General features: G+C 44.4%; 12 protein-coding genes. 2 read left to right on the top strand and 10 right to left on the bottom strand.

Annotated elements, in window-relative coordinates; all coding sequences use genetic code 11:
* Positions 1-6: 6 nt before the first annotated feature.
* From V6668_RS15295 to V6668_RS15270, 6 genes are all read right to left on the bottom strand, one after another.
* Positions 7-888 carry a LysR family transcriptional regulator gene (locus tag V6668_RS15295; protein ID WP_338708859.1) on the bottom strand — a complete coding sequence of 294 codons (882 nt, stop codon included), beginning with the start codon at positions 886-888 and terminating at the stop codon, positions 7-9.
* A 128-nt stretch (positions 889-1,016) separates the two neighbouring features.
* Positions 1,017-1,772, bottom strand: a complete 756-nt coding sequence (locus V6668_RS15290; RefSeq protein WP_338708858.1) for a carboxymuconolactone decarboxylase family protein — start codon at positions 1,770-1,772, stop codon at positions 1,017-1,019.
* 198 nt (positions 1,773-1,970) lie between these two features.
* Positions 1,971-2,945, bottom strand: a complete 975-nt coding sequence (locus V6668_RS15285; RefSeq protein ID WP_338708857.1) for a hypothetical protein — start codon at positions 2,943-2,945, stop codon at positions 1,971-1,973.
* Complete coding sequence (locus V6668_RS15280; RefSeq protein WP_036615805.1) at positions 2,945-3,436, bottom strand: RNA polymerase sigma factor; 492 nt, start codon at positions 3,434-3,436, stop codon at positions 2,945-2,947. Before V6668_RS15280 ends, V6668_RS15285 begins: the two co-directional genes overlap by 1 nt.
* 185 nt (positions 3,437-3,621) lie before the next feature.
* Positions 3,622-5,202 carry a histidine-type phosphatase gene (locus tag V6668_RS15275; RefSeq protein ID WP_338708856.1) on the bottom strand — a complete coding sequence of 527 codons (1,581 nt, stop codon included), beginning with the start codon at positions 5,200-5,202 and terminating at the stop codon, positions 3,622-3,624.
* A 240-nt stretch (positions 5,203-5,442) separates the two neighbouring features.
* Positions 5,443-5,862 carry a DUF3237 domain-containing protein gene (locus tag V6668_RS15270; protein WP_127548556.1) on the bottom strand — a complete coding sequence of 140 codons (420 nt, stop codon included), beginning with the start codon at positions 5,860-5,862 and terminating at the stop codon, positions 5,443-5,445.
* Positions 5,863-5,999: 137 nt separating this feature from the next.
* Here V6668_RS15270 and V6668_RS15265 point away from each other — a divergent pair, with 137 nt between their 5' ends.
* Positions 6,000-7,202 carry an MFS transporter gene (locus V6668_RS15265; RefSeq protein ID WP_101313780.1) on the top strand — a complete coding sequence of 401 codons (1,203 nt, stop codon included), beginning with the start codon at positions 6,000-6,002 and terminating at the stop codon, positions 7,200-7,202.
* On the top strand, positions 7,195-7,839 hold the full coding sequence (locus V6668_RS15260) for a TetR/AcrR family transcriptional regulator (protein ID WP_338708855.1): 645 nt from the start codon (positions 7,195-7,197) through the stop codon (positions 7,837-7,839). The genes V6668_RS15265 and V6668_RS15260 overlap by 8 nt, the downstream gene beginning before the upstream one ends.
* A 92-nt stretch (positions 7,840-7,931) precedes the next feature.
* On the opposite strand, the gene V6668_RS15255 is transcribed toward V6668_RS15260, so the two are convergent.
* From V6668_RS15255 to V6668_RS15240, 4 genes are all read right to left on the bottom strand, one after another.
* Positions 7,932-10,193, bottom strand: a complete 2,262-nt coding sequence (locus V6668_RS15255; RefSeq protein ID WP_338708854.1) for a glycoside hydrolase family 3 N-terminal domain-containing protein — start codon at positions 10,191-10,193, stop codon at positions 7,932-7,934.
* A gap of 95 nt (positions 10,194-10,288) precedes the next feature.
* Complete coding sequence (locus V6668_RS15250) at positions 10,289-11,209, bottom strand: carbohydrate ABC transporter permease (protein WP_036615816.1); 921 nt, start codon at positions 11,207-11,209, stop codon at positions 10,289-10,291.
* A 15-nt stretch (positions 11,210-11,224) separates the two neighbouring features.
* Positions 11,225-12,196, bottom strand: a complete 972-nt coding sequence (locus tag V6668_RS15245; RefSeq protein ID WP_338708853.1) for an ABC transporter permease — start codon at positions 12,194-12,196, stop codon at positions 11,225-11,227.
* A gap of 147 nt (positions 12,197-12,343) precedes the next feature.
* On the bottom strand, positions 12,344-14,020 hold the full coding sequence (locus V6668_RS15240; RefSeq protein WP_338708852.1) for an ABC transporter substrate-binding protein: 1,677 nt from the start codon (positions 14,018-14,020) through the stop codon (positions 12,344-12,346).
* Positions 14,021-14,061 lie beyond the last annotated feature (41 nt).

Here is a 14,061-nt window from a genome sequence, read left to right as displayed (position 1 = left end):
ACTTTATTATGCCTGAAAGGCATGCCTGATATGTTCCAAAAAACGTACCTCCGTTTGACTGAATACCTTATGTTTTTTCCAGACAATCACTGTTGGAAACTGAAGTTCCGGTTGAAAAGATCGAAAGCATAATGTGTCAGACTGCTTCATTGCAAGCGCACCCTCAATACAGATGGCCGTCCCTAACCCCTCCTCTACGAGGTTAAGTATGTTAGATATTAAATTATAGGTCGCAACAAAGTTTAAATGTGCATACTCATCGGCAAACCAGCTTGCAATCTCATTCTGTACGACAGATCGGCTGGATATGAGCAGAGGCACTCCGGCTAAATCGGTTGAAGTGACATATTCTTTCTGGGCAAGAGGTGATGAGGTCTTCATAAGGACTCCCCAGCGTTCCTTCTGGGGCAGTCTGATGAAATCGTATTTCTCAATGTGAATGGGCTCTAACAAAATGCCCACATCGAGCAGTCCTTTATCGATTCGCTCCTTTATATCATCCCCCGTTCCACTATAGATGTGATATTTAACCTGCGGATACTCCATATTGAAGTCTTTTAATAATTGTAAAATAACATTGGACGTTAATGATTCAACACTCCCGATCGATATGGTTCCTCCAACCAGGTTGTTCTGATCTTTAAACTCTTTCTCTGTTTTATCCGCAAGTGTGAGAATTTCTTCTGCTCTTTGACGTAGAAGCATGCCTGCATCTGTAAGTGTTATTTTACTTTTCCCGCGTATAAACAATTGAGTTTCTAAATTTTTTTCCAGATCAGCCAACTGTCTGCTTAACGTTGGCTGTGTCACATGTAAGATCGTTGCAGCATGTGTGATATTTTCTACTCGAGCTACTGTCAAAAAATATCGAAGTACTCTTAACTCCATAATTCCTCCTGATTTACGTTCATTTAAGTGTCTACTGAATCATTCATTTCTTTACTATACCTTCCTGTTAACCAGAAGAAGACAGTTGATTGGGATAATCAACTGTCTGTTGCTTCAAATAAAGAAGATTATTTCTCTGGAATGATCTCATTAACGCAGGCTAAAGCATTTAGTGTTCGAGGAAATCCCATGTAGGGAAGGCAGTGAGTTAGAGCGGTGATCATGGTTTCTTTATTATTGCCAACATTGATGTTACCCTGAACGTGTGCTTTGACTTGACTATCCGCACCTCCGAGTGCACTTAGTATACAAAGAGTAAGCAGCTCTCGTGTTTTCAGATCCAGACCACCGCGGGTATAGAAGTCACCAAAGCAAAATGCTGAAAGATAGTCCTGGATATGCTTCTGATTTGACGGGGCATTTTCCCGGTTTTTCTCAATAATATCGCCAAAAATCTCTTTTTGAATACCAAATCCTTTGTCAAAGCGATTATCTTCTTCAACCCGTTTTTGACTTTCAAGAGGCAGTGCAACATTTCGCTCTTTGAACACTTCATTCATTTCCGATATGGCATTTAAGGTTTTGGGGAATCCCAAATAAGGTGCGCATTGATAGATTGCTTCTTGGATCTCCGTTGGAGTCAACCCAACATTTAGCGCTGCACGAGTATGTGCTTTGAGCTGTGGCAACGTTTGATTAGTAGCCAGTACGACCAAAGTAATAAGCTCACGTTGCTTATCGTCAAGAGTACCTTGATCAAAAATTTCACCAAATATGAAGCGACTTAATATGTCCTGAAATTCAGGATCTGTAGCATATGCCGCTGGAACTCCCTCGCCGAATAGCCTTTTATATGTTTCCTGGCTTTTTTCGATTCGATTCATATTCATCTAACCTCCTGTTTCTTTTTAGTTAAAACTAGGTGTACCCATTTTACATTGAAAGAGGAAAGAATCCATATCCTATTCATATCATTTTATTGCCTAATCCTATCAAATGATTGTTTGTTGATGAAAAAAGCGAACAAAGCACTTGCGTGCCCTGTTCGCTCTTCTTGGTGCAGCCATGTTACTGTCTTCGCCTTACTCGCCCAAGCTGTCCCAGAATGATTGGAACGCGCCTTTCTCCACTTCCAGGAATGCCGGAACATTACCATAACGAACCAGAGCTTCTTCACCAAACAGAACCAGTGGGACCTGCGTTTTGTCTTCCAGCGTGAGATAGATGATCTTGCGATCTTCCTTCCCGTAGAGGTTCTCTTCCAACTCCGGGCTCGTTGCGATCGGTTTGGCAGCATTTAGCGATGAGATAAAGCTGTCCAGTGCTTCATCCGCTGCTAACGGTTGAAGCTGCTGCAATCCATTGTTCCAGCTATTAAACGTCTCCCATTGCGCCGAGGCGATGTTGCCTTCGAGATGAAGCTTGCCGATCAGGTCGGCACCAGTACCAATGGTGATCCCGTTGTTCTTGTCGAATAACTGAGCATACACCTGACCATCGATCTCGGTGTAAGACATGATGCGGAAATCCTTGTCGTAGCCATTGACCGCATAGATGTCCGCTTCGCCAATGTTGGAAGCAAGCTCCGTATATTTATCCTGGCCGCTCAGCTCATCAATGCCGCCAGTGGTGGTACCCAGTTTATCCCCCCGCAGGCTGAGTGCATTTGCACCTTCAAGCAATGTTGGGGACTGTGTATATACGCTTCCTCCATATACAACCAGTTGCATCATATCAGCCATCGCGCCTTTGCCCTGTGAACTCGGCAACTCCATCTTCGGAATCACGATCGGGTCAAACGACGCGCCTGGAGTCACCGCTGCCACCTGTTGTGTTGGTGTGGCTGGTCCATTGAATTGTTGCCATACACTTGGCGCAGCCAATCCAATGCTAGCAGCGATAACAACACTTGCTGCAATGTATAATGGTTTACGTTGACGTTTTGGTCCCTGATGTTGCGTGTTTAAGGATTGCTCTACCCGTTTTTTCATTTGTTCGTTTGTTTTCATATGATCCACCGCTTTCTTATAGTTTTGTTTGAATTGTTCTTCGTTCATTACAGTTCCTCTCCTTCCAGCTCCAGTTTTAACAGCTGTCTTCCTCGTTTCAATCTCATTTTCACTGCTGATTCGCTAATCTCCAGGATCTCGCTGATTTCTCGGATCGGATAATCTTCGTAATAATACAGATGAACCACCGATCTATACTTGACGGGCAGTGACAGCACAAGTTCGATCAGCGCGTGATCTTCAGGGTTGTCTGTTGTAAGAGGATCGACTCCCTCCAGCTTGACCTCCCGTTTGCGCCAGCCTCTGCCTAATAAGGATTTGCAATGATTGGTGATGACCCGAATCAACCATGCTTTTTGATGCTCCGCATCGTTGAACGTAGGGGCTTTTTCTATTAGTTTGATGAAGGTATCCTGAGTGGCTTCCTCCGCGTCTTCTCGTCTGCCGAGGTGCACCATGGCAATCCGGAACAGCGTATCCGCGTATGTCTCATAGACTTTCATCACATGATCGCCCAGCTGGGGCACTGATCGCTGCATGGTTGGTATGCCCTCCTTTATACCTCTAACACTCTTACGGACGGCATTTGGTCACATTTTGTTTTAGGATTTTTTTACTGGTCCATTTCATTCAAAATGCAAAAAAAGAAAGCAGCCCCATGGAGAGGAGTTGCTTTCTTCATCTTCGTCTTTATTTTCATATAAAATGCATATCGTTTCACCGATTAGAATTTCTTCTGTAAAAGCTCAATGTTGTCTTCCAAACTGCTGTCCAAGCTTACGCCTACCTTCTGCAGTTTGTTTTGGTAATATGCTTTTACATCTTCCCATTTATAGTACGGATAGGTCTTTGTTTCAATCGGGAACGCGATCTCTTCTTCATTTCTAAGCATTTTCACGAGAACATCCTTACCATTGGAATAAAGAATCCATTGAATATTTGCTCCCATTGGTGAGATAACCGAGCCATTCCAGTTTTGGGTCACGTCCTGCGGTTTGTCGATACTCACATTAGCTCCGGCGATATCTAGGAATGAAGATAGTGGAATGATGGTTTCTGCGTGAGCAAAACGAAATATACCAGCCGTGTCTTTCTGCTGAATGGACTGGTCGGTAGACACGATCAACTCTTTGACCAGAGGTGCAATGATATTTTGCGGCAGATCCGTTGAGGTTAAAGATGGACCTTTTTCATAGAAATCATTGATATTGTCAATGCTCTCGTACCATTTTAACTGATTAGCCGTGAAATACCGCCCGAATTCGAAGTCACCTTCTCCTTTAATATTCGAAGAAATGATGTAGAGTTCATATAGATTAGAAGCAGCCTCGGTTGGGTTGCTGAGCTTCACTTTTCCCTTCTCATCTTTCAGTTCAAACTCTCCAGCGTTCAGCCGTTGATAAAAGTCTTCAGAGAAAAATTGCAGAAGGACCTCTTTTGCATAACGCGTTCCAGTGCTCTGTGTGACATAATCCTCGTATAACTTAACCCAGTCTCCATCTTCTACGTACTCATTATACTTTGTCGCTAGGTCGTAGGGCCGTAGATAGGGGTCTTTCCCTTCTTCAAAAGCTGAAGCCAGAATGTCTACCTTGTTATCTCCCAAGCTTTCCTTTAACCCGTCAATAAACTGATCTCTGCTCTGCGGCGTTCGATCTTTGAAGGTTGCTTGTGCAATCACTTTTTTATCCGATGTAAAAAGTTCTTTGAAATTCTGCCCAACTCTGGCCCCTATTCCTTTCAATTCTTCCCCACCCGTAGTGGATAACAATCCATAATGATCTTTTTCAACCTTCATCAGATTGCCAATTTCCTTCTTCAGCTCTTTGCCCAGATTAGTGATCTGCCCGTCCTTTTCAGCGATGTCGAGCAGTTCAAATAACGTCTTGTCGTACTTGGAACTGGATAGATGTCTGGAACCATGTCTCCCTATGTAGTTAATAAATATGGGTTCATATCCAATAGGAGCTTTTGTGTAACTTGTTTCCTTAAAAGGATATGGCGTTTTGGTACCGCGGTATCCCTGCTGATCATCCATTTTTTGTCCAACAAACACCGATTGGGTGTTGTTATCCCAGTCTACCTCTTGCCCCAAGGCTTCACCAATCGCTCTTGCAGGTACATAAGTGACCCCATTGTAGAGAAATGATTCGCCTTCCACCCTTTGTCCGTTCACAACCACATTAGCCGATTGTTCAGAAACTTCGATCATGCGTTTGGAGCCTGCACCATAGACGTCAAACACACTTACGGACGTTAAGATGGCGAGTGATGCTACTGAAATCCCGATTTTTTTGATCATCATAATGAATAGTTTTCTCCTTATTCCGCCTGATATTGGTTTATTTTCGCTCATCATACTATAGGTGAGAAGTGTCTGCGCCGTATCCATCCTATGTTAATTAATTGTAAAAGAGTACATATAAATATTGACGTAAAGTCTCATACGACAAAAGGAGCCGCTCCTTAGCGACTCTCGATCTGCATAACCGGCTATCTTGCTCCGAGACACATGAACAAAATAGTTATCACATGTCTCGCACTATCATAGCGCCCTATATATTTTTATATCTATCCCTGACTCCGTCGGATGACCTTCTCCAATAAGTGCCTCACGGTTCAAGAAGGATAAGGCTTTGCTGTCTGTAATCATTTTGGGGGAAGTACGAAATAAAGCAGTTTTCAGCGTTTTATCAATATTTCCGTTATTTTCGATATAAATTTTGCAGGAATGGCCTGCGTTGTCGGTTCCTTGGAGCATGTATCTTGCCGATAGCGTATGCGGACCACCATTCTTCCCGATGATCTGCGTATCTACTCCTCCACCCAACACAATTCCCTCAAAGTACTTTCCGGTTACGCTGCCTGTAAAAGTAATCATGACAACCGAATCATCTTCGCTATTCTGCAAATCAAATGATTCTTCGATGTTCACATGTACCGTAAACAATTCCTCTAATTTCACGTGTTCCCACCTCCATATGAATTCAATTATAACTCTACTCACTAAAAAAAAGATTTACATATTTCCTTTAAATCATTTAAAATGGTTTACATAATGTAAAGGTTAACAAGTTGTAAATGAAGGGGTTAATGACGTACATGAGTACATTACCAAAATCAGTTCGCTTTCCACTGTTCATTCTGATGTTAAATCTGTTTATCGCTTTATTGGGGCAAGGGATGCTTATCCCCATATTGCCGGAGTATTTGAAGCTTTTTCATGCGGGAGGCACAGTAGCAGGATTTTTAGTTGCAGCCTTCGGTGCCGCTCAATTCTTCTTTTCCCCTCTCGGGGGACAACTGTCTGATCGATTTGGACGCAAAAAGTTGATCATCGCAGGTATGTTTCTGTCTGTCATTTCAGATATCATATTTGCGCTGTCGACGTCATTGCCGTTCCTCTATGTCGCACGGTTTATCGGTGGAATAAGTCTCGGTTTAATGGTTCCTGCCAACCTCGCATATGTCGCCGATATTACAACGCCAGAGACACGTGCAAAAGGTATGGGCTATTTCGGCGCAGCTATGAACTTGGGGATGGTTCTGGGACCTGGTCTGGGCGGTCTCATCGCCGAGATGGGCATTCGCATGCCCTATTTCTTCGCAGCGGGGCTGGGACTGATTGCGGCCCTAATGACGTTGCTATTGCCTGAGACACTTCCCCCGGAGAAAAGAACGGTCTCCATCCGTCTTCAAAAAGGAGATCACTTGGGCAAGAAAATCTGGAGTTCTTTTAAAGTCCCCTATTTCAAATACTTGATTGTGTTGCTTGTCATGACCTTTGGTCTCATGAGTTATGAGACAGTATTCGCGCTTTTTGCAGAGCAAAAATACGGATTCGACGCTGCAACAATCTCCATCATTATTACTTTGGGCGCGATTATCGGTATCGTTGTGCAGATCTGGCTTTTAGATTGGTTCGTACAGAGAATCGGTGAAGTTAAGTTGATCCGTCTCTCCTTAATAGTCACACCCATAGCTTTATTGTTAATGTTAATTAAGGTCAACCTAGTTTTTCTGCTGTTCGCTTCTGCCTTATTCTTTGCCTTTAATTCGTTTTTGCGGCCTTCGGTCAGCACGTTAATATCCAAAAATGCAGGAGATCGGCAAGGTTATGCATCGGGTTTGAATACTACATTTTCCAGTCTCGGAACGGTGATTGGCCCGCTGATCGCAGGGCTATTGTTTGACAAAAACATAAACTTCCCGTATATTTTTGGTGCAATTATGCTACTCGCTTCTCTCGGACTGACCTTGAACGCATTTCGTTCGAAGAAAGGACAATTGTATACAAGTGAATGAAAACTGGCATCAACAATTGGGAAATAAACATCGTGATGATTTGATTGCAGCAGGTAAGGAGCTTTTTTTGAAATATGGATTGCTCCAGGTGAAGATTAAGGATGTATGTACAAAAGCTGAACTTAGTAGAGTGACCTTTTATAAACATTTTCAGTCTATGGATGAGCTTCTTTTAGCCATTCAGATGCAACTGATCGAACATTTAACGGATGAGGTTAGCTGTGCATCAACGAAGGACTTGAATGGACGAGAACAACTCAAGGTCATGTTGAATGCATGGGTTGTTTATGCCCAGGATCATCCAGACTACATCCGGTTTATTCAATTATTTGATATCAACTATGAGATGTATGATTTTAGTCCTGAATTAAGAGAAGAGTATGATAAGTTCAACCAGAACGGGAAAGAAAAACATTTCCTGATGGGCGCTTTATCCCAAGGCGTTGTTGACGGGAGTATTAAGAATCCATCCCCTCCGTTAGATCTGGCTCAGTTTATCTTCACAACGATGATGGGCATGCTCCAGCGCATGGTAACTATTCGTGCTGCTCATGATAATTCATTGGATATGCGGATGACGGAGCAATTTGTGAAGATGCTGCTTCATTTTGTTTGTAGCGAGGAAATACCCGAGTGATGGTTTGGTAGATGGATCGATAAAACAAAAGTTTGAAATAAAAAACGGATTCCGTATGCTGGAATCCGTTTTTTTGCTTCATTAATTAAGCGTTAATCCGTTAGTACGGGCAACTGTCCTACAGCTTTCAGTTGACCAAGCAATACTTTGATCCCGGCAGACGTATTGGGTTCCTGCTTCCCATATACAGCAATCCCCGAGCGCACGTTCTGCAAATAGATCATCTCGTATGGGTTACCGAGTGAAATCAGCGTGTATCGCTGACTACTCTTGTTCATCGCATTAATCAAGGTTTGATACTCACTCCAACCGAACTGGCTGGCCACGTTACGGAATTGGTAAGAAGCAAGAATGACATAATTCGCCTTGCCAATTGCCTGGAGCGTTTCATTCATTTTGCCTTGACCAACAAGTGATATTTCAGTCTTTAACGACAGGTTATTAGCGGCTTGCAACAGTTGTTTTTCAAGCTGTTTCGCCTGTTCCTGCTCGGCTGCAACAATAACAACCCGGTCGCCTTGTTTAATTGGATCAGGAAGCACACCTTCGCGACTGCTGAGTACAGTGACCGCTCGCTCTGCGATTGTCTGCTCCACTGCTCGGTGTGCCTTCGATCCGATGATACCTTTAAGCTTAGTTAGCTTTTGGGCAAGAGTTTGACTGTCTTCAAACAAACCATATTTCGCTTTCATCTTCAAGATTCGTTTCACAGATGCATGTATGGTTTCATCCTTAATCGTTCCTTTGTTCACCGCGTTCACCAGCGTTTGATGGGCCGCTGCTGAATCTTTTGGCATAAGGATGATATCAACACCTGCGGAAACGGCGCGTTCCACCGATTGATTCTCCCCAAAATGCTCTGCAATTGCATTCATGGTAAAGGCATCGGACACAATGAGACCTTCATATCCAAGCTCTCCGCGAAGAAGTCCTGTCAGTACCTTTTTCGATAAGGTGGCAGGAATCGGCACACGTTCACCGTCCTTGAGCGAAGTGACATGTTCGTTGTCTATGGCAGGGAAAGCAATATGCGCGGTCATAATCATCTCTACCCCATTTTCAATCGCAGCCCGAAACGGTTTTAATTCGACCGCATCAAGCCGTTCTCGGTTATGGGCAAGCACAGGCATACCAAGATGGGAATCTACCGTTGTATCTCCATGTCCCGGAAAATGCTTAACTGCCGCCATCACCCCTGATTGCTGTAGCCCTTTTATTGTTGCCAGACCAAGCCGTGTCACCAAATCCGCATCCGAGCCAAACGACCGTATACCAATGATGGGGTTATCTGGATTGCTGTTGATGTCCAGCACTGGCGCAAAATTAATCTGCAGTCCCAGTGCCTTCAGCTCCTCCCCTGTCAGCTGACCAGCTGCTTCGGCTAGTGTTGCATCTCCAGTTGCGCCAAGCGCCATTTGACCTGGCAGGTTCGTACCGCCTGGTATTCGCTTAATAACGCCTCCTTCTTGGTCGATGCTAAGAAATAGAGGAATATCACCTGCTTCTCTTTGTATATCATGTGTGAACGTTGTAAGCTGCGTCACGTCTACAATATTTTTGTCAAAAAGAATAAGTCCGCCCAAGTCCTGATCATGGATCGTGCGTTTCAGCCCCTCATTAACGGTCGTTGTCGCTTTACCATTCCATTGCCTAATGTCGGGCATAAGCATCTGACCAACTTGCTCGCTTACCGTCATATAGGATATCAGTTTGTCCCAATCTTGTGTCCGAATGGCCGCTTCACGTTCGAAGCGAATTACTCTCGCCATAAATACGGCATATTCAGCACGCGTGACAGCTTGATTCGGACGGAAGGTGGCATCTGAATAACCGCCGACCAAGCCGTTTGAACTCATAATAAGAATGGGTGCTGCTGCCCAATGCCTGTCCGTGTCTGTCCATTTTGCGGCGTTCTTACCTTCCACGAGTGCATATGCCCGTGTAAGGAAGGCCGCAGTCTCTGCGCGGCTAAGTGGTGCGTCCGGATGGAAAGTTCCGTTAGGAAAACCACTTGCAAGTCCATTTTTAGCAGCTATCATGATTTCTCGATGGAAAGGATGTGTAGTTGGAACATCGGAATAAGTTGTGCCTTCCACTGCTCTTTGAAGCTGATCTGAATAGAGCTCGCGCACCATAAAAGTGACAGCTTGTGCCCTTGTCACAAGTGCCTCTGGCTTGAAGATCCCATTGCCGTATCCGGCTACTGTTCCCCGTTTCGCCATATACGTGATGCCATCCTCTGCCCACTTTGAATACTTTAGATCAACAAACGTTTCTTCCGCAGCTGCCGTTCCCACCCCTATAAGCATAGAGCCAACAACGGCACCAATAATCGTCATCCATTTTACATGCATTTGTTTCACTCCTGTTGTATTCTATGGATGAATAGACGTTACTACGGTATAGTTTGTTGCGTTTTCATACTTCTATGAAATTATTCAGGTCATGACTAACCCTTTACACCGCCAATCGTCATGCCCTGTACAAAGTATTTCTGTAAGAACGGATACACCATCAGAATAGGAACACTTGCAATAATGGTCATGGTCGCTCGAATCGAGGTTGGTGTGACCGCCGTTGCATTGCTTTCGGCAGACTGATAAGCATCACTTGCTGATGAAGTCGCTGAGGTCGTCGAAGTTTGCAGAATCTTCATCAATTCGTATTGCAATGTGCTTAATTCTTTATTGGAAGAGTTGTACAGGAATACATCGAACCAGGAATTCCATTGTCCCACAGCTACAAAGAGTGATACGGTTGCCATTGCGGGAATCGTTAGCGGCAGGACAACGCGGATAAATGTCGTGAACTCCCCTGCCCCGTCAATACGGGCTGACTCCAGAATGCCTTCAGGAAGACCCTCAATAAATGAACGGATGACGATCATATTGAAGACACCGATTACACCCGGAATGATATATACCCAGAAGGAACCGATCAATCCAAGGTCTCGAATCAGCAGATAACCGGGGATCAACCCCCCGCTGAAATACATGGTGAATACAAAAAACATCGTAACAAACTTGCGAAGCACAAATTCCTGACGACTAACCGTATACGCGAGCATGGCTGTACAGAAGACGGACACCACGGTTCCAATGATCGTACGCAGCGCCGAGATCAGAGTTGCGTGATAAATATCGGATTCGCCAAAAATGTATTTGTAGTTGTCCAGTGTCCATACACGAGGCCATAGATATATTCCACCCCGAATGGCATCGTTTGCATTATTGAAGGATACGGCAATCATATTAACAAAGGGATAAATCGTCACAATCATCAAACATACCATGAAGATGATGTTAAAAGTGTCAAACGCTCGATCCCCGGTGCTGCTATTCCGCAAGCGGGATGTGTTTCCTTTACGCATGGCATAGGCCTCCTTTTAGAATAGTCTGCTCTCTCCCATTTTTTTCGCTATATAGTTCGCTGAGAAAAGGAAGATGAAGCTGACCACCGTTTTGAATATGCCAGCTGCTGTACCTAAGGAAAAGTTCCCCATCCCTAATCCATATTTGAGTACAAAGATGTCCAGATTCTCCGAATAGTCCATATTCATCCCGTTACCCAGCAGATATTGCGGTTCGAATCCGGATTCAAGAATACTTCCCATGTTCATGATCAACAAGATCACAATAACCGGTTTCAAGCCAGGCAGGGTGATATATAACATCCGTTTGAAGCGACTGGCTCCATCAATCTCGGCAGCCTCATATTGCGCCGGATCAATTGCCGTAATTGCTGCCAGATAGATAATGGTGTTCCAACCGACATCTTTCCAGACCTCAGTTGCCCCCAGAATACCCCAGAAGTATTCTCCTTTCCCCATCCATAGTACCGGACTGTCAATCAGGTGAAGCTTCATCAGCAGCAGATTGATAATTCCGTCTGGTGACAGGACTGTTAATACAATGCTGGAAGCAACAACCCACGAGATAAAGTGAGGCAGATAACTGACGGTTTGCACAAAACGTTTAAATATGACATTTTTCAGCTCATTCAACAAGAGAGCCAGCGTAATTGCTGTCACAAATCCCAACACCAGTTTAATGGAACTCATAACGAGTGTATTTCGCAGCACCCGGTAGAAGGTATTGTCTTCAAATAACGTACTAAAATGTTGCCAACCTACCCATTGCTGATCCGAGAAGGACCTTGCCGGTTTGAAATTCTGAAAAGCCATGGTCCATCCCCATAACGGCAGGTACTTGAAGATAAAAGCCCAGATGACAAAAGGAATACACATCCAGGCAAGCGTTCGTTGTTGCACAAGTCGCTTAAAGAACGAGTGTGCTCTGGTTCCCTTCGGACTCGAGGCCGGAGGCGTCGAGTTAAGGGAGACATTAGGTTTCTCCACGGTGAACCTGCTCCTTTCCTGTGCTGTTATTCATGCGAGGAGAAGCCGGAGTTTATGCTCTTTCGTCTTCTCCTGCGCATGTAACAGTTTGTTTTAAAGAGGTTGTTGAAAACCGGTCTTATTGAACACGCACTTAAAGTGTTCGTATTACCATTCTCCTGCAACACGATCCTTCACAACTTTGGTAATGGTCGCTTCATAACCAGCTTTATCCAATTTGTTCAGTTCAGCCATGTAGGCATCCCACAATTTATCAAAATTCGATGGTGCTCCCAAGATCATTTCCGGCAAGTATTTACGTTGCAAATCATCCGATTTGGTCGTGAAGATCTGTTCAGGTGATCCTTGCTCCAATGCGATGGACCATGCCGGGAACCAAGGCCGCTCTTCCGGTTTGTTAAACAATTCACTAAAGGTTTGGATACCGTAGGCTTCAAGGAATTTCTTATCTCCCTCGGTGTAAGATGCAGCGGCCACTTCCGGCTGGTTGCCAGGGCTATAAGCGTTACCATCGGTTAGTGTAGATTCACCGCCATATTTCGGCCAGTCTGTCCCAAAGTAGGTGAACCCGAATTTACGGCTGAGCTCCAGATCATCATGAGCCTTGCGTTGATCTTCATTTACATAATAGAATCTGCCCTTTTCATCCACACTGTACGTCTCATCCTTGATTCCCCATTGCACCAGAACCTGATTCTCTTCCTTCAGCAAATTATCGAAATATTTGATGATACGAACAGGGTCTTTGGCATTCACCGAGATACCTGTTGCATAGTTGTTGACAAAGCCGGGAGGATCCACATACTGATCCTTGATTCCTTCATCAAACACAATCGGAAGTGGAGCGTAGCGCTTCTCATCAATGCCTGCAGAGAGCAAGTTTTTCGATGCATCCCCAATCTGCCAGCCATAATTGAAGTATCCTAACACACGACCCGAAGTCAGCTTGGCCAAATACTGGTCTTTGTTCATCGTAAAGGATTCCGGATCAAGCATGCCTTGAGCATTGATTTCATTCAACTTCTGAATCCATTTTTTCTGGGCATCTGTTCCGGCGACAACTTTTGCCTCATGGGTAGTCATGTCGACCATGACACTGCCATCGTTCGGATAACCGGCAAGATGCATCGCTGGATTTTGCAGTGTGAAGAAGTTATTAGCCACACCCGCAAGTGACACAAATCCGATTGTGTCTGCACCGTCGACAGTTGGATGTTTTTCCTTATAATCCTGAATTAGATCAAAATATTCATCCAGTGTAGTGATCTTGGGATAATCAAACTCTTTGAGCACAGATCGTTGAATCCAGAAAGCTCCTCCGCCCACATTTGGGCTACCTGAATACTCACCCTGATTAGCCGTATAAGGCAGGGCATAGATTTTTCCATCTTCGGCATTTTTCATTTTATCGAAATATGGTCCATACACCCTTTTGATATTAGGACCGTATTCCTCAATTAGATCATCCAGCGGAATATAGGCACCTGCATCCAGTAACTTGGACATCTCACCACTGGAGCTAATGACATCAGGATAGTCTCCACTGGCAATCATGACACCGGCTTTTGTAGCACTATCACCTACCAGATATTCCATCTTCCAGTCCACACCCGTCTGCTCTTGCAACGCTTTACCGATGGTAGTTTCGCTTGCCAGAACATCCTTCTTGCCTGGAGAGAACATGTAATACGAGAACGTGACTGGACTGTTCTCATCATCACCTGTGGCTGAAGGCGCTGATGACGAACTGTTTTGACTGCACCCAGCCAGCAAAGCTGTTAGTAATACAGCTAAACCCGCTGTTCTAAATTTTGGTTTTAACATGTGAATATTCCCCCGTTCCGTGTTTTCTCTCGTGGATTACA

It is taken from the genome of Paenibacillus amylolyticus, assembly GCF_036894225.1.
Classification (GTDB): Bacteria; Bacillota; Bacilli; order Paenibacillales; family Paenibacillaceae; genus Paenibacillus; species Paenibacillus amylolyticus.
This window is presented reverse-complemented; position numbering and strand designations above follow the sequence as displayed.

Coding starts and splice junctions, on each gene's coding strand:
- V6668_RS15250 (WP_036615816.1), bottom strand. CDS start 11,209: ATGCGTAAAGGAAACACATCCCGCTTGCGGAATAGCAGCACCGGGGAT.
- V6668_RS15280 (WP_036615805.1), bottom strand. CDS start 3,436: ATGCAGCGATCAGTGCCCCAGCTGGGCGATCATGTGATGAAAGTCTAT.
- V6668_RS15295 (WP_338708859.1), bottom strand. CDS start 888: ATGGAGTTAAGAGTACTTCGATATTTTTTGACAGTAGCTCGAGTAGAA.
- V6668_RS15275 (WP_338708856.1), bottom strand. CDS start 5,202: ATGATGATCAAAAAAATCGGGATTTCAGTAGCATCACTCGCCATCTTA.
- V6668_RS15290 (WP_338708858.1), bottom strand. CDS start 1,772: ATGAATCGAATCGAAAAAAGCCAGGAAACATATAAAAGGCTATTCGGC.
- V6668_RS15255 (WP_338708854.1), bottom strand. CDS start 10,193: ATGCATGTAAAATGGATGACGATTATTGGTGCCGTTGTTGGCTCTATG.
- V6668_RS15240 (WP_338708852.1), bottom strand. CDS start 14,020: ATGTTAAAACCAAAATTTAGAACAGCGGGTTTAGCTGTATTACTAACA.
- V6668_RS15285 (WP_338708857.1), bottom strand. CDS start 2,945: ATGAACGAAGAACAATTCAAACAAAACTATAAGAAAGCGGTGGATCAT.
- V6668_RS15265 (WP_101313780.1), top strand. CDS start 6,000: ATGAGTACATTACCAAAATCAGTTCGCTTTCCACTGTTCATTCTGATG.